This is a genomic window from Alishewanella aestuarii B11, from assembly GCF_000280055.1.
In the GTDB taxonomy this organism is placed as follows: domain Bacteria; phylum Pseudomonadota; class Gammaproteobacteria; order Enterobacterales; family Alteromonadaceae; genus Alishewanella; species Alishewanella aestuarii.
On record NZ_ALAB01000002.1, the window covers coordinates 273,274 to 297,748 of the forward strand.

Below are 24,475 nucleotides of genomic sequence, written 5' to 3' on the forward strand. Positions count from 1 at the left end.
GGTTTAGCAGCAGGCGAGCTGGAATTGAACCGATTCAGCGCAGGCGCTTCGGCCGTCTTGCTCTGATAATTGCATAAAACGGATCGCATAGCGGTACCTGTTACCGCTGACGGTGGGGAAGGAACAACAGGCGTGGCTATATTTAATCCGCAGCAACTCATATTGTTCAGCGTTTTGCTGAAAGAAACCATTCTCTGCTTCAATTGGTGTAAATTCGCCGCGCTGGCGGATAAAATTCAGCACAAAGGCCAGCGCCTGCTCGGTCAGCGCGAGCTGGGCTAGCCAGTCGTTAAATTGCTGTCGCTGTTCGGCCTCTGGCAGGCTAAGCCAGTATTGCAGTTGCGGTACATCAAAATAGCAACAACCGCCGGGCAGCGCAAAACGCTGGCGTAACGGTGCCAAAAACTTATCTTCTTTTAACGCCTGGGCTAATTTACCGGCGCGGAGTAATTCGGTTTGAAAGCGCAGCGCTTGCTGCAGTAAGGGCTGTAACTTCTGATCGGATACTGAGGGATGGCGTGACCAGAGCACCAGCTGACTCTCGCAGCGCTCTAAATCTTTTAGTAGATCGGGTTTTATATCTGAGCGATCCAGCACATCAATCAGCGCAAACAGGGTAGTAAAGAAACTGAGCTGCTGCGCTTCACCGCCTTGCTGGCCCAGCGCTGACAATTGGGTAAACAGATGCTCAATCCGCAGATAGGTACGGATTTTATTATTCAGCGGATGTTCGTATACTATTTCAGCAGTCATACTGCTCTTTGTGTCTTATTTCCTGGCTAAGTTCAAGATATTTTTCATGTAAATGCTGAATTTGTTCAATAAGTTGCGCCAGGCTGCCGTTATTGTCCAGCAAATCATCGGCCCGCGCCAGTCTGGCACTACGACTAAGCTGGCTCGCCATAATGGCTTTTACCTGTTCAGCACTGTTCTGATCCCGTGTCATGGTGCGGCTTAGCTGGGTTTGCTCGCTAATATCTACTACCAACACCCGATCGGTAAATTGATCCAGCTGGTTCTCCAGCAGCAATGGCGCCACCAGCAGCGCATAGGGCGTGGTTAACTGTTTTAATTGCTGAAACAGCTGCTCGCGGATCGCCGGGTGCAGTAATTGTTCCAACCAGAGTTTTTCTGCGGCATCGCTAAAAATCAGCTGGCGCAGCAGTGGGCGATTAAGACTGGCATCGCTATTCAGGATCTGCGGGCCAAAGTGCTCAACAATGCGCTGCAGGCAGACAGAACCTGGTGCGACCACCTGCCGTGCTACCTGATCGGCGTCGACATAGCCGGCACCCAGCTCCCGGAATGCCTCGGCAACAGTACTTTTACCACTGCCGATACCACCGGTCAGGCCAATCAGCAGCTTGCCGGTAACCGCACTCATAAGCCCAGATAGGCCAGGTAAGCGTTAGTCAGTTGTTCACCCCACAACAGGGCAATCCAACCGGCGGCAGCAATATAGGGGCCAAATGGAATAGGGGTGGCTTTATCTTTACCCTGAATTACCAGCATCGAGGCACCGATCACTGCGCCAACCAGAGAGGACAATAAAATAATCAGTGGCAGTTGTTGCCAGCCAAGCAGGGCACCAAATACCGCCAGTAGTTTAAAATCACCATAGCCCATACCTTCTTTGCCGGTAAGCAGCTTAAAGGCCCAATAGACTGACCAGAGGCTAAGATAACCGGCCGCAGCACCGACAATGGCGCTGGCAGGGTCTACCAGGGCTGCATCGGTCAGGCTAAATAGCAGGGCTAACCACAGCAGCGGCAGAGTAAGCTGATCGGGTAGCAGCATCTTATCAATATCAATAAAGGTGAGCGCCACCAAACCAAAGGTAACAATAACTAACACCAAGGTAGTCAAGCTAGGGCCAAACTGCCAGGCAACCAGGGTTGCTAATAGTGCGGTCAGCAGCTCTACCGCCGGATAACGCAGGCTAATTGGCGCCTGACAATGCCGGCAGCGACCTTTTAATAACAGATAGCTTAACAGCGGGATATTATCCCGCGCCGCAATAGGGGTATGGCAACTGGGGCAGGCCGAGCGCGGTACCGCCAGATTATAGCGGGCGGGTGCGGCACTTTGGCTCTCTGGTTGAAAATAGGCCTGAAATTCGCTTTGCCATTCCAGCTCCATCATCTTGGGTAGCCGGTAAATTACGACATTTAAAAAGCTGCCAATCATTAAACTGAAGATAAACACCAGTAACAGAAACACTGCCATATTAGCGGTAAGTAAGTTAATCAGCTCCATCATCAGACAATATTACCCATCTGGAAGATTGGCAGATACATCGCAATAATCAGACCACCGATAATCACGCCTAGCACGGCCATAATTAGCGGCTCAAGCAGCGCCGTCAGGCCATCGACAGCATCATCAACTTCCTGTTCATAAATATTGGCCACCTTGGCCAACATACTATCCAGTGAGCCGGATTCTTCACCAATTGAGACCATTTGTACTACCATTTCCGGGAACTGGTTAGTCTGTTTCATCGCAAAATGCATTTGGTTACCGGAAGATACTTCATCCCGGATATCCAAAATGGCTTTTTTATAAATTTCATTGCCGGAGGCACCGGCGGCAGATTCCAGCGCTTCGATTAGGGGCACGCCGGCAGCAAAGGTGGTCGATAAGGTACGGGCGAAGCGGGCAACAGCTGCCTTATTTAGAATCATGCCAAAAATTGGTGCCTTTAATAGCATCGCATCACAGCCGGTACGAAATTTCAGGCTATTACGATAACCTTTGGCAGTAAGGTAAGCGGCAATTACTACTGCAGCCAACACTACCCACCAATATTGCTGCATTAGCTCGGAAATCCCCAATACAAACAGGGTAAAGGCCGGCAGTTCGGCACCAAAGCTACCAAAAATCTCGGCAAATTGTGGTACGACAAAAATTAATAATATAGACGTAACAATACCTGCGACAACCATAACGGCAGCAGGATAAAACATCGCTTTTTTAATCTTCGATTTTAACGCTTCCGCTTTTTCTTTATAGATGGCGATACGGTCAAAGATTTTATCTAAAGCACCGGATTGCTCACCGGATTTAACTAAATCACAGTACAGATCATCAAAATACTTGGGGTGTTCGCGTAAGGTATCGGATAGCGGTAAGCCAGCCTGAATTTTTACCGAGATTTTTTGCATCAGCGCCCGTAAACTTTTATTATCCGAGCCATTAGCAATCAGATCAATAGATTGCACCAGCGGTACCCCTGCACCCAACATAGTTGCAATTTGCCGGGTCACCACCGCGATATCCATGGCGCTAATACGTTTTTCGTCACCAAAGAGTGATTTCGGCTTTTTCTTCACCGCAGAAGGGGTGACACCTTGCTGGCGTAGCAATGCTTTGGCTTCAGCAATACTGGTGGCTTTTATTTCGCCATTTCGCTTATCGCCTTTGCGGTTAATCCCTTTATAGAGAAAGACCTGCAGTTCTTTAATTTTATATTTTGTTGACTGCGCCATTTGCTGATTCCTTGTATGCGCGAACCGCCTGAATAACTAGAGTATAGTGGCCAAAAGCTACCTTATAACAAACCTTTAGCCTTTCGTCACCCGGTTTACTTCGGCCAGACTGGTTACGCCGGCCGCGGCTTTAATCAGGCCGGATTGGCGCAGGTTATTAATGCCTTCAAGCTGGGCCTGGCTGGCAATATCCAATGAATTACCGTTTTCCATAATAATATCGGCCATCTTCGGGCTAATTGGCATCACTTCATAAATACCGACCCGGCCTTTATAGCCGCCGGTACAATGCTCACAGCCAACAGGTTTGAAAATGGTTATTTTGTCCAGCTGATCTTCGCGAAAACCCTGGCGAATTAGCTCGGCCGGCGGAATATGCTCCGGCTGCTTACACTTGGGACAGAGCCGGCGGGCCAGCCGCTGTGCAATAATCAGCGAGACCGAGCTGGCCACGTTATAGGCTGGTACGCCCATATTCAGTAAGCGGGTTAACGTTTCTGGTGCGGAGTTGGTATGCAGCGTCGATAATACCAGGTGGCCAGTTTGCGCCGCTTTAATGGCGATTTCAGCGGTTTCCAAATCCCGGATTTCCCCCACCATCACCACATCAGGATCTTGCCGTAAAAACGCTTTCAGGGCTGAGGCAAAGGTCAGACCGGCGCGCGGATTAACCTGTACCTGGTTAATCCCCGGCAGGTTAATTTCGACTGGATCTTCCGCGGTGGAAATATTGGTTTCTTCAGTATTCAGAATATTTAAGCCGGTATATAGCGATACCGTTTTACCGCTACCGGTAGGACCGGTAACCAGGATCATCCCTTGCGGCTGCGCCAGCGCATCAAGATAACGCTGTTTTTGCTCCGGCTCATAACCCAGCACATCAATGCCCAGCATCGCACTGTCAGAGTCGAGGATCCGCATTACAATTTTCTCTCCCCACAGCGTTGGCAGGGTGCTAACGCGAAAATCAATCGATTTTTTGGCGGAGAGTTTAAGTTTAATCCGGCCATCCTGCGGAATACGTTTTTCTGCAATATCCAGTCGCGACATTACCTTTAACCGTGCCGATAAACGGGTTGCCAAGGCAACGGGTGGGCTGGCGATTTCATTTAAAATGCCATCAATCCGAAAGCGAATGCGATAGGCTTTTTCATAGGGTTCAAAGTGCAAATCGGACGCGCCTTTGCGGATAGCATCCAACAGAATTTTATTGATAAAGGTAATAATCGGCTGGTCTTCTTTATCAGGCTGCGCAGAAACGCCCTCGTCATCAGCCTCTTCCACCACACCCATAGCGGAGAGATCCCAGTCACTATCCCCGCCACCCAGGCTGTTATAGGCATTTTCAAAGAGTTTTTCGACCAGTTTATGTAGCTTATCGTAGTTAACTACCACGACTTCAGCATTCATGCCGGCGTTAAATTCAAAGTCTTCGATGGCGGCGATATTGGTCGGGTCAACTACTGCCAGGTACATAGTACGGCCACGCTTGCTGAGTGGCAGCATATCGGTTTTGCGGGTTAGCTTTTCGTTACGCAGCTCATCGGGAATTGAAGCAGGGTTAAAATGCTCCAGATCTAAGGTCAGATGATTACCAACACTGGCCGCCACTTCGGCCAGCGTATTGGCATCCAGTAATTTTTCAGCGATGAGAAGTTCTGGTAATGTTTTGTATTGGCGGGATTTTTCTACCACCAGCCGCTGCGCTTTATCGCCATCGATAAAGCCCTGCTGAATTAAGCGCTTAAGTAAGGTAGAGTTGGTATTTACTGCCATAACCGGCTATATATCCCAGAAAATATTCAATTATCAGATACGTCTGATTATGCCAGTATCCCTTAGTTATTCAAGGTTTACTGCTATATTGATCCCTGCTGGCACAGCCTGCTATTACGCGGGCTGTGCTGTAAATGTTAAAGTGTAAAAAAATCAGTTAAATTGCTTCCAGCATGTTTCAGTCGGAGTTAGCGCTGATATTGCCGGATTAGCTGTGTTAGCTTGCCATTTTGTTGTAAGCGGCTGACGGCGGCAGTAATCTCCTGTAGCTGCGCCTCACCCATACTGGCTTTGCTTAGCATCAGATAGACATCCGAAGCCGGCAAACTGATAGCGGTGGCGCTAATATAGCGATCCAGCCCTTTGCGGCGCAAGATGGCAGTAGCGACCATACTGTCTTCCAATAGGGCGCTGATTTCCTCATCCAGTAAACGCGCCATATTTAATTCACTAAGTTGAGCACTGACAAAAGCATCGGGTTGCTGCCCTAATAACTCATCAATCTCAGCGCCATAATAATAGCCGCTGACCAGGCCAACCTTATGGCCTGCAGCCACCAGGGCCAGCACATTAGGGAAATTTAGTGTGGCTTCAGTACGGCCATACAGCACAAACTGTTCTTGCCGGTAGGGACCGGCAAACCAGGCGTAGCGCTCACGTTCGGTACTGCGCGAGGCACCGGGTAAAATATCAAGTTCGCCGCTTTGTAAGCGCGCCAGCAAGGCAGCCCAGGTATCTTGTTGCAGTGTTAGCTCACAGTTAAGCTCTGCAGCAACTGCTTGCAAAATTTCAATATCCAACCCTTGCGCTTGTTCGCCCTGACCAAGATAGTGATAGGGCTCCCAGGCGTCAAAGCCTGCTCTAAGGATGCAGCCCGGCACAGGTTGGGCGGCAACTGTGCTTGTTGTATCTTCGACCTTGTTATGTTCAGCTGCTGGCTGGCAAGCCAGCAAAAAGAGTGTTAACAGTAGAACCAGCGTTAAAGGAAGACTGCGCATAGCAAAACTCCTTACAGGTTTTGATGTTACCTTTAGTGTAGCTGGCACTTTGGGTTATGCCAGTCTTTCAGCGGTACTTTGACCGCGGCAGCCTCAGGACGGAATATCGGGTTGACCAGCCAGGCGGTATTGAAGTGCCAAGCCCGCAGCAGCCGGATTAATATCGGCCAGTTTGTTAACCAAGGCAGTTTGTGGGGTAGCGAACTGGATCCCGGCAGTCAGGCCATACTCATCTATTCTGGCATTGCGTATCGTACCACTTAGGGTTTGTGTTGAGCCGGCCTGCGTATCGGCAAGCTGAATAATGACATCCGCAAGGCGGATCTGCTCCGGCTTATAGGTGGTGCTAAATAGAAAGCGACAGCCATTTTTCGAAATATCGATAATTTGGCCAGGTACGACAGCAGGCTTGCTGGCTTGTCCAAGATAAAGTTGCAAGTTGGCATTAAGATAAATACTGCTGCGCTTTTCGTTGCGCAAGGCTCTGCGCTGCACGGTTTGCGGAAAGTTAATCAGGATCACTTTATCCGGAAAGCGGGTAATATGTAGCAGTTCGCTGCGAAAAGCAAAGCACTCGCCCAGCGCATCTTCAACCAGAAATCGGCAAACCAAAGGTAAGCCTGTGACCAGTAACGCATCCGGCACGGCGTCTTCTTCCAGGCGAAAAAGCACATATTTACCGGCTCGATAACCCAGTAGTTCGCAGAGGCAGCGGATTTTACGTTGGCTTAGCAGTTCAAGGTCGAAACGCTGGCCAATTTTAATATGACTAAGCCAATCTTTATTATTACCGCTAACTGTGGGGCTTTCTTCAAATAAAAGCTGTAAGGAGTCTGACATAGCCATCCCTGGACCGATGATTTTAACACTTACTAATGTGCGTAATTTTTCCGCTAAGTTCAAGTAAGATCAGATAAAGTGTCTCCACTTAGCGGTAGTTTTAATACTAGTTAGCGAAATATGCCTCGAGTAGTGCAAGCCGCCTTTCCTGGAATTAGCAATAATGTCAGCTTTATTTACATTGCCTGACATGACGCCGGGTTACTTGGTTAGCGTGTTTAATTAAATTCAATAAAAACAGCCATCTAATTTTTTAATTTTGGTTGGCTTAGTTTTTGCTTTGCATTGCTGCTTTTTTAACAAGGATGCAAAAATGAACTCAAAAGTAGCAAAAGTTTCAATCGCAGCCTCGCTGCTGCTCGCCGCCTCGGGCGCAGCACAGGCGGCACCGGTATTTGATATCGGTATTCCGGCTAGCTGGTCTTGTCAGGGTAGTTGCGGTGCCAGTGGCGCTGACGGCGTCGTCACTCTGGCGCCAAACGGTGGTAATAACTATGCCTGGGTTTCTACCTCTGGCGGCGTCGCAGGTGTAGGCTTAGCCGGTGTTGGTGGTTCTGGTAGCCCGCAGAATGGCTCAGTATTACGCTCTGGTTTGTTTAATGCCAGCGTTGATGATGTACTGCGCTTCTCCTTTAATTATATCACCTCAGACGGCGCCGGCTTTGCTGACTACGCCTGGGCGCGTTTATTAGATAGCAGTACCAATCAGGTCGCATTGTTATTTACGGCCCGGACTACACCAAATGGTTCTGTTGTGCCAGGCTTTAATATGCCGGTACCCAGTGTGACATTAGATCCGTTAACAGTACCAATTATTAGTGGCGCGCCGGTCTGGTCACCCTTAGGCGCCTCTTCTGGTACCTGTTTTAATTCTGGCTGTGGTTATACCGGTTGGGTAAATACCAGCTTTAGTATTGCTAATACGGGCAGCTACTTTCTGGAGTTTGGTGTCGTCAACTGGAGCGATAACGATTTCCAGTCTGGCCTAGCCATTGATGCTGTAACTATTAATGGTACGCCCGTTGGTGCAGTATCAGCTCCCTTTACCTTATTACTGCTGTCTTCTGGCTTGCTAATGCTGCGTCGTCGCCGTAATCTGCTGTAGAGCTTGCCGGTATTAGGCTGAGTCTCCGGTATGCTTGCTGTGCCGGAGACGAATCTGCGATAGTGATTCCTGTTCCAGGATAAAACAAGAACATGGTTCGGTATCTGATCTAGTCCGGTATCTGACCCCGAAGGTTAATGCGTAGCCAGCCACTCTTTTAGTGCATTATTCATCCGGGTTTGCCAGCCTTTTCCGGTTGCTTTGAAAGCAGCTAAAACATCTGCATCAAAACGAACTGTCGTCGACACTTTAGGGTTATCAGATATAGGACGACCACCACGATTTAATTGTGCCAGTACTTTTGCCGGTAAAACGTCAGATGCGGGTTTGAAACGATCCAGCTCTTCTTTCGTCAGATCGTCACGCAGCTCGCCATCTTCTGTAGTTAATGGTCTATTTAACTGTGCCATAGCGCTGTACCTCTCTTTTATTGGCCTTTCGAAAACTGATAACCCGAATGCCATCTGGAATTAGTGTAAACACCAAAGCATGCACGCGGCCATCCAAAATGCCTAATGCTGAGTAGCGTATTTCTCCGTACTCTTTGCGATCATCCTTTGCAATTAATGCTGTGGCAAACTCAAAAAATACCGCATCATCAAAAGCTAAACCTCGCTCATTAATGTTACGCTGATTTTTTTCAGGATCGTAAGTAATGTGCAAAATTGCATCCGAATCTTCAATGTTATATCAGTTATTGTAGTAACAAAAACTAAGGTGATCAAGATAGGGATTCTCTTCGGTATCTGACCCCGAAGGTTTCCCGAAGGTTTCCCCAGAACCACAGATGCAGCTTTACGTTCACTGTATATGGAAAGCCAGCAAAAGAATAACCCGGTTAGCTACTTTCTGGATTTACTCGCAGATACTGAAGCCCAAGCTGCAGCACAAAGTATTCAATTAAAACTGGAAGAAGTTGACGATCATTGGTCTGTTGCAGCTTAAAATTAACAGAGCTCTGGGGGTTTGATAGTTCAGTATCGCAGTTTGGGATTTGGGGCAAAAAGCAAGACCTGACCCCAAAGACTTGGCGGCAAAAAATGAAGAACCGATGCAGCATTTTACTAACACTGCATCGGTTTGCATGATTTCAGCCGTATTAACAAGCCTGAGACTAACGACCTGATTGGCGCCGCAATAACAACAAGCCCGCAGCAAGTAAGGCCAGGCTGGCTGGAGCCGGTACCGGATTAGGTGTCGGATCAATACTGCCATTACGGGCATTAAAGATATAACGACCATCAAGATTGCTATTCAGGCGGTTGCTAATCAGTGCATTAGGGCCGCCATCTAAAAAGGCGCCGTTAATGGCTGAACCGGTTAGCTCAAAAAAAGTGCCGGCCAGACCGGTACCATTAGAGAAGCCAGCCCGCGCAGAGTTGCCGCCCAAGCCATCCGCATTACCACCACTGGCAGTACCGGTTTCCCACTGAATTTTGTCGTAGTTAAAAATAATATCAAAATCACCCACGCCAATATCAGAGCGATCAACCAGGATCAGCTGAAAGCTATTTTTATTGCTATGTGCAGCCGAGCTAGAGAAGTAATCAACATCAATCCAGTTTACGCCAAAGGCGTTACGGCCATCCCATAAACCCTGACCATAAGTCACAGGGTTACCGCTATTGCGGGTATCAACGTCAGCAAAAAAGGGCGCAATAATTTGCCGGTTGGTTGCAGTCAGGTTAAAAGGGGTAAAGGTGCTGAGTGCACTGTCAAAAGTCACGTTACCGTTATTATTGACATACAGCTGGGTAAAGTTAACGCCGAAAAAATTTGCGCTAAAACCCAGATCGACCAAACCGGTTGAGCCATCGTCATTGCGGGCTAAAGTGGCACTGTCGAAACCACTAACAATAGCAGCTGAAGCAGGTAAAGCAGTAAAAATAGTCAGGCAGGCACCGAGGCAAAGCGTTTTTAAGTTCATATAAAGTCCTTTTAAATGGGAGTTAGGTCGTGTTATCAATACAATGCCAGAAGCATGCCAATTAAAATTGTTGATTAATATCAATTTCTTAGTTTGGTGGGTGCTAATGGTGTTGTAGATTTCGTTAAATAAGCTGACACCTAAAAATGAAATCAAAATAGCACAATTTACAGTAGCAGCTTCGCTGTTACTGACCGCGTAAGGTGCGGTACAAGCAGCACCGGTATTTGATATCGGTATTCCAGCCAGCTGGTCTTGTCAGGGTAGCTGTGGCGCCAGTGGCGCTGACGGCGTAGTCACTCTGGCACCAAACGGTGGTAGTAACTATGCCTGGGTTTCTAGCTCTGGTGGGGTTGTAGGCTTAAGTTTGGCGGGTGTCGGTGGATCTGGTAGCCCGCAAAATGGCTCAGTATTACGCTTTGGCTTATTTAATGCCGGCGTCGATGATGTACTAAGCTTCTCTTTTAACTATATCACTTCAGACTGTTCCGGCTATGGTGACTGCGCCTGGGCGCGTTTATTGGATAGCAGTGCCAATCAGGTTGCGCTGTTATTTACGGCCCGAACCACACCAAATGGTTCTGTAGTACCAGGCTTTAGTATGCCTGCACCCAGTGTCACTCTTGACCCATTAACAGTTCCAATTATTTCTGGTGCACCTGTGTGGTCACCATTAGGCAGTTCTTCGGGTACCCGTTTTAATGCTGGCTGTGGCTATACCGGTTGGGTAAATACCAGCTTTAGTATTGCCAATACTGGCAGCTACTTTCTGGAGTTTGGTGTGGTAAACTGGTCTGACAACAATTTCCAGTCTGGCCTGGCGATTGATGCGGTAACTATTAATGGTACGCCAGTTGGCCCAGTTTCAGCTCCGTTCACCTTATTACTGCTGTCTTCTGGTTTGCTATTGCTGCGTCGTCGCCGTAATCCACTGTAACGTATAGAAGTATTAGGCTCTGTCTCCGGTATGCTTGCTATACCGGAGACGATTTTGCGATAGTGATCCCTTCCTTAGGAAAAAGCAAAGCCGCATAACATTGAATTCTTTTTGTTTAATCGTTTTTACTTCCACTTGCTGTCAAGCGGTGTCTAAGATTAAACCCGCTATTTTACTGCCTGGCTTATTGTTCGGTATTTGCCTCCGAAGGTTTGCTATAGACGCCGAGAGGCTAATGGTGGACCCAACCTTCGGAAGCTTTAAAAGGTTAAAAACCAACAAACAGCATATCCAGCGCTTCAGATACTTCTTGTTGATGGTCAATCAGACTGCCAACTTTCTGCTTCAATTCGGCCTCTGGTACGGCTGCCATAAACTGCGTTGCCATCAGAAACGCTTGATTGTTAATGTCAAAAATAGGATTTAAGCGTTTGGCCGCTTTAGGTGCATTGTCCAGAGGCAGTAGTGGCACAACTACACGGGTGTTCAGACCAGCCAGTAAATCTGTTTGCACATCTAGTAAGTAACCGCTACTACTGGTTAGATAGACATCGAAGCGGGCCATTAGAAATGCCGGTACTCTGCAAGCGGTAAGCCATGCTGAGTAACAAAATCATTTGAGCTTTCAATTGCTTGGCTATTATCTTTAAGCCAGCGCTGCTGTTTTTGCAGTTTAACAGCTTGTGCAAGCCCGGCTTCTGCAGCTTGCGAGACATTAATACCCAATAGCTTTGCCTCGAGCAATAACTGACTATCAATAGAGAGGTTGGTGCGCTTTTTGTGGCTGGTTACCTGGCTGTTGGCTACCATAGCAATACCCTTACTTGCTGTTGTGTAGTAAATATACACACCAAAGTGTTGCGCTTCAAGCGCAGCTTTTCAACATGCTCTTATGGTATACCTACAGCTACATCACCTGGACAGACGGGAGAACAGAGGGTTTTCGGGGGCCACAAGTAGCCAGGGGCCGAACGCAGTGAGTTTAGAGCCTTGATCCTGATGGGTGACTGGTGCGAACTATCGCAACCAGCAACGAGAACTAAATTGCGAAGGTTTTGGGCTTGCAGGGCGAAAAGATACGCGCACTTGCGCGCGCGGGTTCGGTTACACTATTGACACCGGGAGGCTAATGGGTGACCCCGAAGGTCCGAAAGTCTTTTAATGCGTTGCCAGCCACTCTTTAAGTGCATTATTCATCCGGGTTTGCCAGCCTTTTCCGGTTGCTTTGAAAGCAGCTAAAACATCTGCATCAAAACGAACTGTCGTCGACACTTTAGGGTTATCAGATATAGGACGACCACCACGATTTAATTGTGCCAGTACTTTTGCCGGTAAAACGTCAGATGCGGGTTTGAAACGATCCAGCTCTTCTTTCGTCAGATCGTCACGCAGCTCGCCATCTTCTGTAGTTAATGGTCTATTTAACTGTGCCATAGCGCTGTACCTCTCTTTTATTGGCCTTTCGAAAACTGATAACCCGAATGCCATCTGGAATTAGTGTAAACACCAAAGCATGCACGCGGCCATCCAAAATGCCTAATATTTCGCTGATTTTTTTCAGGATCGTAAGTAATGAGCAAATGTGCATCCGAATTTTCGATGTTACATCAGTTATTGTAGTAACAAAAACCTGAGTGAGCAAGCGGGAGCTTCTTCGGGATCTAACACCTAAGTCTCTTCATTGACCGGTTCCGAATAAGTAGGTTGTTTTCTGCTTGGTGTGATTGATCTCTGTACATTAAGCTGCGCATTTATCTGCTGTTTGAAGTGTTCACTGCCAAGAACCCACTCACCCTGGCTGGCTAAGCGTATTTCCGCCAACGCTTTATCCGAAAAAGGTTGTGAAAAAAGCTCTCGGTAACTTTGTTGACGTTGTGCTGCAGTCTCACCCAAAACCAAATAGGCCGGTAATGGCTGCCAAAGTTGAATGGTTTTACCTAATGCATTCGCCTGATAGCTTGACCATGGATAAGCTGCAGGATGATCAACCATACCGGCTCTAACTGGATTAAGTTCAATATAACGGCTAACTGCTAAAGCATAGCGATCATTATCAACCAAGGTTGCTTTATATCTCCCTTCCCAGAGAGTACCGGTTCTGCCATAGCTTTTATTTATGTACCGCACATAATAACGCCCCAAGTCTTGCATCATCAGGCTCAGGCTATTTTCTAACTGCGGGGTTGCCAGTAAGTGTACATGATTCGTCATCAGTACAAAGGCATGGATAGCGACCTGATGCTGCTGGGCATAGTGTTGCAGCCTTTCAAGGTAAACAGTGTAATCCTGCCTGGTGAAAAAACAGACCTGACGATTGTTGCCCCGCTGAATAATATGTTGTGCATACCCGGGTAAGCTAAAACGTGGTTGTCGCGGCATAACGGTTTTGTTATTTAAATAATGTTAAATATTGTTTAAATAACTTGGTTTTTCAAGTTTTGGTTTAAGTGCCCCACGCAGGTTGGCTTGCTGTTCAGTATCTGACCCCGAAGGTCCCAAGGTCAGGGGTGTGATTGCATATAATCTTTCAGTGCCTGTTCAAGCCTTGTTTGCCATCCTTTTCCACTGGCACGGAAATAACCCACCACTTCAGGCGACAAACGAATCGTTACGCTTTCTTTTTTAACCGCAGCTTTAGGGCGGCCCATTTTGGCCAGTGGCTGAAACTGCGCAAAGTCATCGGCTGTTGCTTCAAAATCATCTGTATCAGCAGCTATCATTTCGTTAATTTGCTGATCCTCTTCCGGCGTTGGCCGATTAAGTTGTCTGTTTTGTTGCTTCATATAATGCGACCTCTCTGCTATTCGCTTTACGTAAGCTGATAATGCGGATGGCATCTTCCCGATGAGTATGTACCACACAGTACAGCCTGTTTTCAGCCGGCATAATGGCATAGCCACGATAACGCACTTCACCATAATCTCGACGCACGTCTTCAGCACCTAACCAGGAATCCCAGTCCAGGTTTGCTGCCTCGGACAGTGAAATCCCGCGTTCAGTCTGATTCCTCAGATTTTTTTGTGGATCATAGGTGATATTCATGCACTTAGTGTACATACACAAAGTGGTTTAAGCAAATTGAGACGCTGAGATTACAAAGAAAAACAAACCCGCACGAGGCGGGCTTGTTATTCGGTATCTGACCCCGAAGGTTTTGTTAAAACGGGTGCGTCTGGCCCCTCAAGAACCAGTCGGTTAGCTTGCCACATTACACTGTAATGACCAAGTTTCTTTTTTCTCTCTAACGCTTTACGAACCGCATTACGTAAAGCATTATGTGTGTCTTCAACTGTATATTTTCCAACATCTTGGCTAGTCATAAGCAGCTCCCTGAATTAAAACATCAAAAAGAGTAGGCTCTTTAATGAGACGAACTTGGCCTTGCTGTTCAAATATAAGCACAGGCTCATCATCGGCGTTCATATAACATTGGCAGTGATCAACCAAAGGCGAGTAATGTAATAGCAAGTTAACCAAACTTCGCGGAAAGCGACGTTTGATATCACGTAGCGGTATGTTATGACCGCCATGTTTTACACGTTCAGCAACACGGAGCTGTGATATATCACTATTTGGAAGAGCAAGATAGATCAATTCTACTTTCCAGCCATCCGCTTGCAATTGTTTTATTAATTTCAAATAAGTGCGGCCTGACAGAGTTGTTTCAAATGCAAATGATGCTCTCGCTTTAATACGGTTTTGTATTTCTGCAAGAAATAACCTGCTGGCATTCAGTAACTCTTTCTCTGGTGCTAATGGTGACAAGCCTGCCGCTATTAAATCTGCGTTAATAAAATTATGGCATTTGGCGACTTCTGGTAAAAACTCCATCGCAAAGGTAGTTTTACCCGCTCCATTCGGCCCTGCGATGATCCAGCAAGTTGGCATAGTCGCTCCAATATAGATAAACGTGCTGAAACCATAAATATTCAATTTTTATTATAGCGATGAACGGACGTTTAAACCAGCATCAGGTCAAACTGGTCTAAATAGCTGACCATAAACTGTAGTGCATGTAACGTCATTAAGGTTTGTTCGATGATTTTACCTTGTTTGCTGTAACATCGCCTGCTGCCTGAGCCATAAAGGGGTTGGTTTAAAACCATGATTCTGTCGCAGCAAAGCTGCATCTCTTGGACAGGCGGGAGAACAGAGAGTTTTCTGGGGCTACAAGTAGCCGGGGGCCGGACGCAGTGAGTCCAGAGCCTTGATCCTGATGGGTGACCCCGAAGGTTTGAGGAGTGAGTGGATAACAATGATTGACAATGCGCATGCAGCCTATCAGAATGATAGGTGTCAACTTGATAGGTGATTCATGAGCAACACTGAACCTCAAGGAGTAGATGAGTTTCCTCTGACAGAAGGAACGGCCAGGCAGATCATCAATAATTTGGCTGAACATCACACGGACAGGATCCGCTGGAGTAAACACGTCAAAGAGCGGATGCAGGAACGAGATGTAACTACCGGTCAAATATTGACGCTGTTGAAAAGCAGACATTCTGTATTCCGTGAAGGACCGTATCAGGAAACGAATGGCGACTGGAAATTCAATCTAAAAGGGATGGCGGCGGGGACAATGATAGAACTGGCTGTTGCGCTGAAAAATCATCAGCATTCACCAAGCTCTGTCCTTGTGACAGTTTGGATTAGTTAAGGAGATCTCTATGTATCATTACACTGAAAGTGGCTTGCCGAACGTGTATCTGGTTAATGGCTTTACCGTAGAGACATTGGACGGTGAGGAATACACCAGCATTGACGACATGAACGGTCTGCACAAAACTATTGCTAACGCTATTATCGATAGTCCAAAACCGCTAACTCATCAGGAATTTAGGTTCCTGCGCATTGAAATGAACGTATCGCAAAAAACGTTGGGAACACGTTTCGGTGTGACGGAACAAACGATCGCTCGCTATGAGAAAGGCGAGTCAAGTATTCCCAGAACCACAGATGCAGCTTTACGTTCACTGTATATGGAAAGCCAGCAAAAGAATAACCCGGTTAGCTACTTTCTGGATTTACTCGCAGATACTGAAGCCCAAGCTGCAGCACAAAGTATTCAATTAAAACTGGAAGAAGTTGACGATCATTGGTCTGTTGCAGCTTAAAATTAACAGAGCTCTGGGGGTTTGATAGTTCAGTATCGCAGTTTGGGATTTGGGGCAAAAAGCAAGACCTGACCCCAAAGACTCCACGAGGCGGGCTTGTGGTTCGGTATCTGACCCCGAAGGTTTGACTCCAACGATAGGCAATGCATTTGCATTACCTTCGCTTTGCGACTAAACTTGCCGTTATTAGCCAGCTTCAACCTGCGGAGAGTATCATGTTTACACAAATGGCTTTGGAGGCAGAATCAACATTGACAGATCGTTTCCAGACAACAGTACCAAGTTCTGTGCGTCAGGCATTGCATCTGGATAAGAAAGATAAGATTAAATACATCATCCAATCTGATGGCAGCGTGCTGATGCAACGAGCTGATACTGCGGATACTGATCCTGTGCTGGACCAATTTTTATCCTTTTTGGCTGTTGATATGCAAAAGCACCCTGAAAAGTTACAACCCTTATCAGCGAGTATGCGTCAGAGCGTGGCATCGCTGGTCACTGGGGTAGAAGTGGATTTGGATGCAGCCTTGTCTGATGAGGATGAATAACTTTGCCAGACAATGTTCCGATAGTGGTTAATGGTTGGACGCTATTTACCCATCCTCTTTTTGCACAGCAGTACCAAAGGTTGCAAGACAAAGTAGAGGCATTAAAAGCAAAAGATCCACAAGGCTACATTAAGAAAAACGACGCGAAGCGGTTAGCAGCAATCTATAAGCTGGCTTTTGAGATTATTCCCCAAGATCCAACTTTGCCAGATTATCGCCAAGGGACGACATTAGGAGGCCACAATAAACATTGGTTTCGTGCCAAATTTTTTCAGCAGTATCGGCTATTCTTTCGTTATCATCTTGAATCGAAAATTATTGTTTATGCTTGGGTCAATGATGAAGACAGCAAACGAGCCTACGACAGTAAGTCGGATGCTTACAAGGTGTTTGCAAAGATGCTCAAGTCAGGGAATCCCCCGGATGATTGGGATGCGCTACTAAAAGCTGCCACGGACGCGCAACGCTCTCCTTAACTATCTAATCCCTTCTTTTGAAAAGAAAATAATCTGGATCGAGATTCGGTATCTGCCCCCGAAGGTTCATTCCAGAAAATACAACTGTAAGGCCCAGCCTGTTGGCCAGCTACGCGAGCGTTACGACCGGCCCACTCACTAAAAACAAACCCGCACGAGGCGGGCTTGTTGTTCGGTATCTGACCCCGAAAAAAGGTTCAGCGCTCTACCTCTTTAAAAGCACCAGAGACATATTTATGCAGGATGCTACTTACCAACGATTGATAAGGTAGTCCTTGCTCGAGGGCTCGCCGCTGGATAACTTCCAAATCACGTACCGAAATCCGCACACTGATTTTTCGGTCTTGTTCGATATTATTGGCAGCGAGTTGCATTAGTGCATTTTTCCGCTCAGGGGAAAAATCTGAAATCAGCTCTTCTGCCACAAAATCATTGATAAGGTCCTGTTCATCAGCGGTATATTTTGGATCGTGCATAGAATTTACCTCAAATCCAGAATTAAGCCCTGGCGCATTGAAAATAGCACATCTTCAAATGACAAATTACGTTCAGTCATCAGCAGATGATTCTTGTCCGCATTCCAATTGATGGCTTTCATAAAGCAAAGGTTAGCAGCTTATTGACAATTTGTCTTGGCGTTAAGCGGTCTCCGTCACCACGCTTGTTAATACGATGCCTGATAGCTATTAACACACCGCATTAGCGGTAGGATTAGCCAATTTAACACACCAGAAAAAACAAACCCGCACGAGGCGGGCTTGTGGTTCGGTATCTGACCCCGAAGGTTCTTCCGTCAGCTAAAGGTGGCAGTGGGTTATTCTCGTAATTTGTAGCTCACTTTTGCATGTAAACTCTATTCAAATCTATTTAATGATTTATTTTGGTTGTTTTTGCCAAAAATGGGCATTTTAATGGCTTTGATTATATTCTTATGCTAAATTTTGACCATTATTGTCAAATGCCTTACTTTTGGAGAGCTCAATGTTAATTGAGATGAACGTTGCAAATTTCCGCTCGTTGAATGGCACTCAAACCTTTAGTCTAGTAAAAGGTTCGGGTGATGAACTAGCAGTATCAAACTCCTTTAAAGTTACTTCTGTCAACGAACTTGAACTGCTTCGTTCGGCTGCGATTTACGGTCCTAATGCTAGCGGAAAATCTAATTTTCTACGTGCTTTGCAAACGATGAAGCATGTCGTGCTTGAGTCTGCTACTAGCCGGCAGCGAGGTGATCGTTTGCCTGTCACACCATTCCGCCTTTCACCAGAAACTCGCCAGGCACCAAGTGAGTTTGAAGTAACGTTTTTGGTGGAGGGTGTACGCTATCAATATGGATTTTCAGCAACACCTGAACAGATTCATGAGGAGTGGTTGTTGGCTTATCCTAAAGGGCGTGCCCAACGCTGGTTTACTCGTGTTTGGATGGCAGAGCAAAACCGGTTTGAATGGGAACTTGGTAATAACCTGACTGGAGAAAAACAGCTATGGCAAAAATCTACACGTGACAATGCCCTGTTTCTTTCAACAGCTGTGCAACTGAACAGTGAGCAGCTGCAACCGGTATTTGACTGGTTTAAGAGCAAACTTCGTTTGGCTAATGTTGGTGGATGGGGACCGTTATTCAGTGCAAAGTTGTGTGAAAGTGAAGAAAAATCCAAGGTGATGGATTTTCTTAACGCAGCTGATATTAATATTGACGACATTATGATTGAAACAAGGCCGTTTGATCTTAACGAGCTTCCTGATGAAATGCCTGAATCATTAAGAAATATGATCGCCGGTGAAATGAAGGGAGAGAAAATTCGAGAGATCAAAACCATTCATAAAGATAGCGAGGGAAATTCAGTTATCTTTGATTTTGACGATGAGTCTGATGGAACTCAAAAGTTGTTTTCATTTGCCGGGCCTTGGATTGACAGCCTGGAAAATGGCCATGTGCTATTTATTGATGAGTTGCATGATAATTTGCATCCAAGATTAGTTCGTTTTTTGGTCGAGTTATTTCATAATCCAAAAATCAACTCAAAAAATGCGCAGTTGGTCTTCACTACTCATGAAACCTCTATTTTAAACCAAGAGGTATTTCGTCGGGATCAGGTGTGGTTTTGCGAGAAAGATGCTACTCAAGCCTCGAAGCTCTATCCTTTAACCGATTTTAGTCCAAGAAAAGGTCGCGAAAATCTGGAACTTGCTTATCTTTCTGGGCGTTATGGTGCTTTACCCTTTGTTAAGAACATTCGCTTAGCCTTTTAAGAGGGATATTTTGTGGGCACGGATAACTTATTTCATAAGCGAAAGGCAAAAAATGCGAAAGATCTTCAAAGAAGAACTGCACGCCGAGAAGCTTACAAAAAAATTCTGATTGTCTGTGAGGGTGAAAAAACAGAGCCAAATTATTTTGAAAACGCCCGTGAACATTATCGTCTTAACACGGTTAATGTTGAAGTTCGAGGTGATTGTGGTTCTGATCCAATGAGTATCGTCAACTTTGCAAAGCAGCGCTTCCGGGAAGAGAAAGATGCTGGCGATCCGTTTGAACAGGTCTATTGCGTTTTTGATAAAGATGGCCATCGCACCTACGAACAAGCTTTAAATACCATAGCATCGTCTACGCCGCGAGATGTCTATTTTGTGATTAACTCAGTTCCTTGCTTTGAGTATTGGCTACTATTGCATTTTGTTTATACAACTCGACCTTATACAGCGCTACCCGGGAATAGTTCTGGTAATCAGGTTCTAACGGAACTAAAGAAGTACATCCCGGATTACGAGAAAGGTAGCCGAAAGATATTCTCCGGCCTTATTGCTCAATTGGAACAAGCAAAGCGCTTCGCCGAAAGGGCTTTGCAAGAAAGCCAACGTATTCAAACAGATAATCCCAGTACGCATGTGCATAAGCTTGTTCAGATTCTGCAGGATCTACAAAGCTAAGACTCGTGTATCGTGCTGCTGAGTTTCATACAGAAATATTGCCCTGCGGGACTAAGTTTGGGCAATCATGCTGATTGGGATCGTACGCTGTACTAATTTATATGCAGCAGCGGTATTATAACCCAGGTACTGCGATGGCTTTTGCCCTGCCTGATAGTCATTAACTACTGGCATTAGACTATGCCACGCGCCAGAAAAAACAAACCCGCACGAGGCGGGCTTGTGGTTCGGTATCTGACCCCGAAGGTTCTAGACACCGAGAGGCTAATGGGTGACCCCGAAGGTTGAGAAAAAAACAAACCCGCACGAGGCGGGCTTGTTGTTCGGTATCTGACCCCGAAGGTTCTTCTTCGGTATCTGACCCCGAAGGTTGGAGAACAGAGGGTTTTCTGGGGCTACAAGTAGCCATGGGCCGGACGCAGTGAGTCCAGAGCCTTGATCCTGATGGGTGACTGGTGCGATACACGCGCAACCACCAACGAGAACTAAAATGCGAAGGTTATTGGTTTACGAGGAATAAAAGATACGCGCACTGGCGTGCGCGCGGGTTTGGTTACGCTATTGACACCGAGAGGCTAATGGGTGACCCCGAAGGTTCAGATTAAACGTTAGAAGGTTCTCTGACCCCGAAGGTTCAGCTATACTCCGCCAATAATGTTTGAACGGGGAATAACGATGCAGGATATCCGCTGGCAGCAACGTTTTCAGAACTTTCAGCGCGCCTTTGGTCTATTACGCGAGGCGATGGATCAGGATCTCAAGCAATTAAATCAGCTTGAGAAAGAGGGAATTATTCAGCGCTTTGAATTTACTTTTGAACTGGCATGGAAGGTACTGAAAGACAAAATGGAGCATGATGGTTTGGTTATCGACCAAATTTCACCACGCGCCGTCGTCAGATTGGCCTATCAGGCTAAATATATCGCCGATGCGGAGGTATGGCTGCGCATGATCGGGGATCGTAACTTAATGAGCCATACCTATGACAGCGCTAAGTTTGAACTGGTGTTGCAAGCCATTGCCAGCGACTATTTGCCAATGTTAACGGAGTGGCAACTTGGGCTATTAGCAGAAATCGTTCAGGGGCAGGGATGAATCAGCAGTTTGGTTTGTCGCAGCGACAGTATGCTGAATTGCTGGGTATTTTAAAGCAGTTCCCGGCAATTGAATCGGTAATTATTTTTGGTTCCCGTGCTAAAGGTACCATGCACGAACGCAGTGATATTGATCTGGCGGTAACGGGCCAAGCGCTCGACAGGCATAGATTGGCAGAGTTAATGCTGGCGTTTGATGATAGTGATTTGCCATTCCAGGTAGATATACAACTGCTATCCGATATTCAGAATCCGGCATTGCTCGAGCATATCAGTCGCATTGGTCAGGTAATCTACCCTTAGCCTTTGTCACTGGCTGCCTGCTGCAACGGCTCGGCATATGACCCTAAGCCCCAACTCACAAAAACGCCACGCTGGTTTGTGAGTTGGAGAGCGCAGTATCGCGGTTTGGGAGTTAGGGCAAAAGGCAAGACCTGACCCCAATCTTGGACCCCATCTTGAGAATCTAATGGGTGACCCCGAAAGTTAGGGATGTGATTGCACGTGATTCGGTATCTGACCCCGACGGTTGTTCGGTATCTGACCCCGAACGTTACGATATGCAGCAGCGGTATTATAACCCAGGTACTGCGATGGCTTTTGCCCTGCCTGATAGTCATTAACTACTGGCATTAGACTATGCCACGCGCCAGAAAAAACAAACCCGCACGAGGCGGGCTTGTGGTTCGGTATCTGACCCCGAAGGTTCGTTCTGGGCGGGCTTGTGGTTCGGTATCTGACCCCGAAGGTTCTGACCCCGAAGGTTCGGCTTGTTGTTCGGTATCTGACCCCGAAGGTTGTTGTTCGGTATCTGACCCCGAAGGTTACCGAAGGTTAAGGTTGTAAGGTTGAAGGTTGGAAGGTTCTTCTTCGGTATCTGACCCCGAAGGTTACTGCGTGATTTGGCACGTAAACGTGCGCAATTGGTTCGGCAAAGAACGACCCAGCTGCTCTCTATTAAGAACCTGCTTGTCCGTAATTGTGGCCAGGATATCCCCAGCACTACCATTAAAAAATGGACATCTGAGCATATTACGGATTTGCCACTACTTCCTGAGCAGCGATTAGCAATCCAAGCAAACTGTGCCGTCATGCACACGCTGGAGCAACAAATTGAAGTGGTTGAAAAAGAGCTGCTACGCCAACTCAAACCATGTAAAGCCTTTAATTTACTAAAAACCATGGCAGGGGTTGGCGATATTCTGTCTATGACAATCTTTTTGGAAACCGGCGATATATCGCGTTTTGACAGTTGTGGTAATTTTGCTTCTTACGCTCGCATGGTTAACTCAAAGCGTGAGTCCAACGGTAAGAAAAAAGGCGAAGGGAATCGCAAATGCGGAAACCGCTATCTATGCTGGGCGTTTATGGAGGCGGCACATTTTGCTGTGGGTTCAAATGAATTTATCAGACGTTTTTACCAGCGTAAGTGCGCTAAGAGCTTGTTGTTCGGTATCTGACCCCGAAGGTCTGACCCCGAAGGTTCTTAACACACCGCATTAGCGGTAGGGTTAGCCAATTTAACGCGCCCAAAAAACAAACCCGCACGAGGCGGGCTTGTTATTCGGTATCTGACCCCGAAGATTCGAAGGTTTTGTTATTCGGTATCTGACCCCGAAGGTTACCCAAGGTTCCCCGAAGGTTTAACCCCGAAGGTTCCAACCCGGTGAGTGACGATAACCCTATGCAAACAACGGTCTGCAATCGCTTTAACCGGGACTCGCTAAAAACAAACCCGCACGAAGCGGGTTTCATTTTAAAGACTAACTTCAAATTTTATAAGTTTGAAGATTAAGGAGTGTGAGTACAGCTACCGCTGTCTAAACGACATGTTACTGTACCGCCACCAGGAGCAACAGGTGTAAATGTTTCAGTAGCACCAGCTGCTATTGGAGAGGTGATAGCTGGTAAAGCGGTACAACGACTAAATGTGCCAGCAGCGAAATCAGTACCTGTTTCTGAAACATGTGCAAGACCTGCTCTAACATGTGCAGTTGCTTCAGCTAAACATGAGTTGTTAGCAGAGCGAATAGTGTAATTATTATAAGCCGGCAAAGCCACCGCCGCCAAAATACCAATGATCGCTACTACGATCATTAATTCGATAAGGGTAAAACCCTGTTGTTTTGCACGTTGTACATTAATCATTTTTTACATCTCCTGAGTTTTTTAGCCGCACGGGCTAATATCTATTCTGGATGCTTTTAGCTAAACCGCAAGAAAAATTTTCGCCCTTTTACCGCTTTTTGCTAATTAATTGCGTAAGCTCATTATTTATACGGTTTTGCCGGCTATTACATCACTTTTAGACTAATACCAAAGCACTATCCTGCAATTCAACATTCAACACTCAACACTCAACACTCAACACTCAACACTATACTTATATTCACTAAACAACCGCTGCGCCGCCAGCCACATATCCCCCACAGCACCATTGCCCACTGGCCGGCCATTAACGCTGAGTACCGGCGCAATTTCTTTACTGGAGCTGGTTAGCCAGATTTCATCGGCAGCCAAAACTTCGTCGTAACTAATCTCGCGCTCCACCACGTTTAAATCCGAATGCTGGCGCAGAATTTCCAGTAATAATAAGCGGGTAATACCCGGCAGCAGCTTATTACTTAGTGGCGGGGTAGCAATTTCGCCGTTTTTTACCACAAATACATTCACTGCCGCGCCTTCAGTCAGGTTGGCGTCGCGATCAAACAGCAGTATTTCCTGCGCGCCCTGCTCAACCCCTTGCTGATAGTGCAGCACATTGCCCAGTAACGAGGTGGATTTAATATGGCAGCGCTGCCAGCGCAGGTCGTTACCGGTAATAACCGAGTAAGTAGGCACTTTGGCTTTATCCGGCACCGGTTCGGCGGCAATGGCGAAGGCATAGGCAAAGATGGTGGGGCTGATACCGCTGGGAAAAGCATGATTGCGTTTGGTATCAGCACCGCGGCTAACCTGAATATAGACTGCCAGGTTATCACCCAGTGCCGGGCGATTGAGTTCGAGCAGTTTATCGCAAAGCTCGCGCCAGGCCGCTGCCGTCATGCCGTGTTGAATGCTCAGTGCCGCCAAACCGTCATGCAGGCGGCTGATATGCGGGCCAAAGCCAACAAAGCGGCCCTGATAAGAGGGGATAACTTCGTAGATACCATCACCAAATAGAAAGCCACGGTCCATCGGTGAGATGCGGGCTTCGTTGGCCGGCAGAAACTGGCCGTTTAAAAATACTGTACTCATAAGG

General features: G+C 46.8%; 33 protein-coding genes. 12 read left to right on the plus strand and 21 right to left on the minus strand.

Translation table 11 applies throughout. The features are described from left to right. Positions 1-3: 3 nt before the first annotated feature. The 7 genes from zapD to AEST_RS02180 form a co-directional block, all read right to left on the minus strand. Positions 4-753 (minus strand): cell division protein ZapD, encoded by a 750-nt coding sequence (gene zapD / locus AEST_RS02150; protein ID WP_008606737.1) that lies wholly within the window; start codon positions 751-753, stop codon positions 4-6. Further along, positions 743-1,384, minus strand: coding sequence for a dephospho-CoA kinase (gene coaE, locus AEST_RS02155; protein WP_008606738.1), 642 nt, complete (start codon positions 1,382-1,384; stop codon positions 743-745). Before coaE ends, zapD begins: the two co-directional genes overlap by 11 nt. After that, positions 1,381-2,259, minus strand: a complete 879-nt coding sequence (locus tag AEST_RS02160) for a prepilin peptidase (RefSeq protein ID WP_008606739.1) — start codon at positions 2,257-2,259, stop codon at positions 1,381-1,383. The genes coaE and AEST_RS02160 overlap by 4 nt, the downstream gene beginning before the upstream one ends. Then, positions 2,259-3,488 (minus strand): type II secretion system F family protein, encoded by a 1,230-nt coding sequence (locus AEST_RS02165; protein WP_008606740.1) that lies wholly within the window; start codon positions 3,486-3,488, stop codon positions 2,259-2,261. Before AEST_RS02165 ends, AEST_RS02160 begins: the two co-directional genes overlap by 1 nt. Before the next feature lie 75 nt (positions 3,489-3,563). Then, positions 3,564-5,264, minus strand: coding sequence for a type IV-A pilus assembly ATPase PilB (gene pilB, locus AEST_RS02170; RefSeq protein ID WP_008606741.1), 1,701 nt, complete (start codon positions 5,262-5,264; stop codon positions 3,564-3,566). Positions 5,265-5,452: 188 nt separating this feature from the next. Further along, on the minus strand, positions 5,453-6,262 hold the full coding sequence (locus AEST_RS02175) for a substrate-binding periplasmic protein (RefSeq protein ID WP_008606742.1): 810 nt from the start codon (positions 6,260-6,262) through the stop codon (positions 5,453-5,455). 93 nt (positions 6,263-6,355) lie between these two features. Beyond that, entirely contained in the window at positions 6,356-7,102 is a 747-nt protein-coding gene (locus AEST_RS02180; protein ID WP_008606743.1) for a PilZ domain-containing protein, read from the minus strand. Positions 7,103-7,415: 313 nt separating this feature from the next. Here AEST_RS02180 and AEST_RS17125 point away from each other — a divergent pair, with 313 nt between their 5' ends. Next, a complete protein-coding gene (locus tag AEST_RS17125; RefSeq protein WP_008606744.1) occupies positions 7,416-8,207 on the plus strand; it encodes an NF038132 family protein in 792 nt (263 codons plus the stop codon). 134 nt (positions 8,208-8,341) lie between these two features. Here AEST_RS17125 and AEST_RS02190 read toward each other — a convergent pair whose 3' ends face one another. After that, positions 8,342-8,617 carry a BrnA antitoxin family protein gene (locus AEST_RS02190; RefSeq protein WP_008606745.1) on the minus strand — a complete coding sequence of 92 codons (276 nt, stop codon included), beginning with the start codon at positions 8,615-8,617 and terminating at the stop codon, positions 8,342-8,344. Beyond that, a complete protein-coding gene (locus AEST_RS02195; RefSeq protein WP_008606746.1) occupies positions 8,601-8,870 on the minus strand; it encodes a BrnT family toxin in 270 nt (89 codons plus the stop codon). The genes AEST_RS02190 and AEST_RS02195 overlap by 17 nt, the downstream gene beginning before the upstream one ends. A gap of 147 nt (positions 8,871-9,017) precedes the next feature. On the opposite strand from AEST_RS02195, the gene AEST_RS17495 reads away from it, so the two are divergent. Beyond that, positions 9,018-9,152, plus strand: a complete 135-nt coding sequence (locus AEST_RS17495) for a hypothetical protein (protein ID WP_008606747.1) — start codon at positions 9,018-9,020, stop codon at positions 9,150-9,152. 169 nt (positions 9,153-9,321) lie between these two features. Here the strand turns inward: AEST_RS17495 and AEST_RS02205 are convergent, their stop codons facing one another. Further along, positions 9,322-10,134 carry a nidogen-like domain-containing protein gene (locus AEST_RS02205; protein ID WP_008606748.1) on the minus strand — a complete coding sequence of 271 codons (813 nt, stop codon included), beginning with the start codon at positions 10,132-10,134 and terminating at the stop codon, positions 9,322-9,324. Between the two features lie 238 nt (positions 10,135-10,372). Between AEST_RS02205 and AEST_RS02210 the strand changes: the two genes are divergently transcribed. After that, entirely contained in the window at positions 10,373-11,071 is a 699-nt protein-coding gene (locus AEST_RS02210; RefSeq protein ID WP_274517112.1) for an NF038132 family protein, read from the plus strand. Positions 11,072-11,339: 268 nt separating this feature from the next. On the opposite strand, the gene AEST_RS02215 is transcribed toward AEST_RS02210, so the two are convergent. From AEST_RS02215 to AEST_RS02250, 8 genes are all read right to left on the minus strand, one after another. Beyond that, positions 11,340-11,636, minus strand: a complete 297-nt coding sequence (locus AEST_RS02215; RefSeq protein ID WP_008606750.1) for a CcdB family protein — start codon at positions 11,634-11,636, stop codon at positions 11,340-11,342. Further along, positions 11,636-11,881 (minus strand): type II toxin-antitoxin system CcdA family antitoxin, encoded by a 246-nt coding sequence (locus tag AEST_RS02220; RefSeq protein ID WP_039924869.1) that lies wholly within the window; start codon positions 11,879-11,881, stop codon positions 11,636-11,638. Before AEST_RS02220 ends, AEST_RS02215 begins: the two co-directional genes overlap by 1 nt. A gap of 348 nt (positions 11,882-12,229) precedes the next feature. Continuing rightward, positions 12,230-12,505, minus strand: coding sequence for a BrnA antitoxin family protein (locus AEST_RS02225; RefSeq protein WP_008606745.1), 276 nt, complete (start codon positions 12,503-12,505; stop codon positions 12,230-12,232). A 234-nt stretch (positions 12,506-12,739) separates the two neighbouring features. After that, a complete protein-coding gene (locus AEST_RS02230; RefSeq protein WP_008606752.1) occupies positions 12,740-13,450 on the minus strand; it encodes a transposase in 711 nt (236 codons plus the stop codon). A gap of 122 nt (positions 13,451-13,572) precedes the next feature. Then, the gene (locus tag AEST_RS02235; RefSeq protein WP_008606753.1) at positions 13,573-13,854 is read right to left on the minus strand and encodes a BrnA antitoxin family protein; all 282 of its coding nucleotides are present in this window, start codon (positions 13,852-13,854) and stop codon (positions 13,573-13,575) included. Continuing rightward, positions 13,829-14,128: a BrnT family toxin gene (locus tag AEST_RS02240; RefSeq protein ID WP_338009702.1), complete on the minus strand. Its 300-nt coding sequence runs from the start codon at positions 14,126-14,128 to the stop codon at positions 13,829-13,831. The genes AEST_RS02235 and AEST_RS02240 overlap by 26 nt, the downstream gene beginning before the upstream one ends. A gap of 71 nt (positions 14,129-14,199) precedes the next feature. After that, positions 14,200-14,391: a hypothetical protein gene (locus AEST_RS02245; RefSeq protein WP_039924871.1), complete on the minus strand. Its 192-nt coding sequence runs from the start codon at positions 14,389-14,391 to the stop codon at positions 14,200-14,202. Next, entirely contained in the window at positions 14,384-14,959 is a 576-nt protein-coding gene (locus AEST_RS02250; protein WP_008606755.1) for an ATPase, read from the minus strand. Before AEST_RS02250 ends, AEST_RS02245 begins: the two co-directional genes overlap by 8 nt. A gap of 427 nt (positions 14,960-15,386) precedes the next feature. Between AEST_RS02250 and AEST_RS02255 the strand changes: the two genes are divergently transcribed. The 4 genes from AEST_RS02255 to AEST_RS02270 all read left to right on the plus strand — a co-directional run bounded on the left by AEST_RS02255 (position 15,387) and on the right by AEST_RS02270 (position 17,209). Next, positions 15,387-15,728, plus strand: coding sequence for a DUF4258 domain-containing protein (locus AEST_RS02255; RefSeq protein WP_039924875.1), 342 nt, complete (start codon positions 15,387-15,389; stop codon positions 15,726-15,728). 10 nt (positions 15,729-15,738) lie between these two features. Continuing rightward, positions 15,739-16,185 (plus strand): helix-turn-helix domain-containing protein, encoded by a 447-nt coding sequence (locus AEST_RS02260; protein WP_008606759.1) that lies wholly within the window; start codon positions 15,739-15,741, stop codon positions 16,183-16,185. A gap of 215 nt (positions 16,186-16,400) precedes the next feature. Continuing rightward, entirely contained in the window at positions 16,401-16,733 is a 333-nt protein-coding gene (locus AEST_RS02265; protein ID WP_008606761.1) for a type II toxin-antitoxin system PrlF family antitoxin, read from the plus strand. Positions 16,734-16,735: 2 nt separating this feature from the next. After that, positions 16,736-17,209 (plus strand): type II toxin-antitoxin system YhaV family toxin, encoded by a 474-nt coding sequence (locus tag AEST_RS02270; protein ID WP_008606763.1) that lies wholly within the window; start codon positions 16,736-16,738, stop codon positions 17,207-17,209. A 197-nt stretch (positions 17,210-17,406) separates the two neighbouring features. On the opposite strand, the gene AEST_RS02275 is transcribed toward AEST_RS02270, so the two are convergent. Next, positions 17,407-17,685, minus strand: a complete 279-nt coding sequence (locus tag AEST_RS02275; protein ID WP_008606764.1) for a CopG family antitoxin — start codon at positions 17,683-17,685, stop codon at positions 17,407-17,409. 505 nt (positions 17,686-18,190) lie between these two features. Here AEST_RS02275 and AEST_RS02280 point away from each other — a divergent pair. From AEST_RS02280 to AEST_RS02300, 5 genes are all read left to right on the plus strand, one after another. Continuing rightward, entirely contained in the window at positions 18,191-19,462 is a 1,272-nt protein-coding gene (locus AEST_RS02280) for an AAA family ATPase (protein WP_008606766.1), read from the plus strand. A 12-nt stretch (positions 19,463-19,474) separates the two neighbouring features. After that, entirely contained in the window at positions 19,475-20,140 is a 666-nt protein-coding gene (locus AEST_RS02285; protein WP_008606767.1) for an RloB family protein, read from the plus strand. Between the two features lie 675 nt (positions 20,141-20,815). Further along, positions 20,816-21,235 carry a nucleotidyltransferase substrate binding protein gene (locus AEST_RS02290; protein WP_008606771.1) on the plus strand — a complete coding sequence of 140 codons (420 nt, stop codon included), beginning with the start codon at positions 20,816-20,818 and terminating at the stop codon, positions 21,233-21,235. Next, positions 21,232-21,537: a nucleotidyltransferase domain-containing protein gene (locus AEST_RS02295; RefSeq protein WP_008606772.1), complete on the plus strand. Its 306-nt coding sequence runs from the start codon at positions 21,232-21,234 to the stop codon at positions 21,535-21,537. The genes AEST_RS02290 and AEST_RS02295 overlap by 4 nt, the downstream gene beginning before the upstream one ends. Positions 21,538-22,136: 599 nt before the next feature. Then, positions 22,137-22,694 carry a transposase gene (locus AEST_RS02300; protein WP_238534537.1) on the plus strand — a complete coding sequence of 186 codons (558 nt, stop codon included), beginning with the start codon at positions 22,137-22,139 and terminating at the stop codon, positions 22,692-22,694. Positions 22,695-23,025: 331 nt separating this feature from the next. Here AEST_RS02300 and AEST_RS17500 read toward each other — a convergent pair whose 3' ends face one another. Together AEST_RS17500 and AEST_RS02310 are read right to left on the minus strand one after the other, a co-directional pair. After that, a complete protein-coding gene (locus AEST_RS17500) occupies positions 23,026-23,382 on the minus strand; it encodes a pilin (protein WP_039924881.1) in 357 nt (118 codons plus the stop codon). Positions 23,383-23,598: 216 nt separating this feature from the next. Next, positions 23,599-24,471 carry an aminotransferase class IV gene (locus AEST_RS02310; protein WP_008606775.1) on the minus strand — a complete coding sequence of 291 codons (873 nt, stop codon included), beginning with the start codon at positions 24,469-24,471 and terminating at the stop codon, positions 23,599-23,601. Positions 24,472-24,475: the final 4 nt, after the last annotated feature.